At 52.7% G+C, this 243-nt stretch carries 1 protein-coding gene; it reads right to left on the reverse strand.

Going from position 1 to position 243, the window contains the following annotated elements; translation table 11 throughout:
- Window positions 1-97: 97 nt before the first annotated feature.
- Entirely contained in the window at window positions 98-226 is a 129-nt protein-coding gene (locus SB756_RS34265) for a hypothetical protein (RefSeq protein ID WP_410913780.1), read from the reverse strand.
- Window positions 227-243: the final 17 nt, after the last annotated feature.

Raw genomic sequence — 243 nt, forward strand, 5'->3', positions numbered from 1 at the left:
CCGGGTTTTTTATGCCAGGTTGCGACGGTGGCATCGGCTACGGATTCAGGCAGGTCAGGGACCAGAATATCTACGCTACTCATTGTGTATCCTTTATTTATTCGACGTTCAGCGCGTCATTAACCAGATCTTGTTGCTGTTTCTGGTGAACGGACATATACCCTACCGCCGGAGAGGCGGAGGCCGGGCGGCCTGCATAACGCAGAGAAGCCCCAAACGGAATCACTTCACGGAAATGATGCT

Origin of the sequence: Pseudomonas sp. SIMBA_068 (assembly GCF_046534705.1) — a bacterium.
GTDB lineage: Bacteria > Pseudomonadota > Gammaproteobacteria > Pseudomonadales > Pseudomonadaceae > Aquipseudomonas > Aquipseudomonas putida.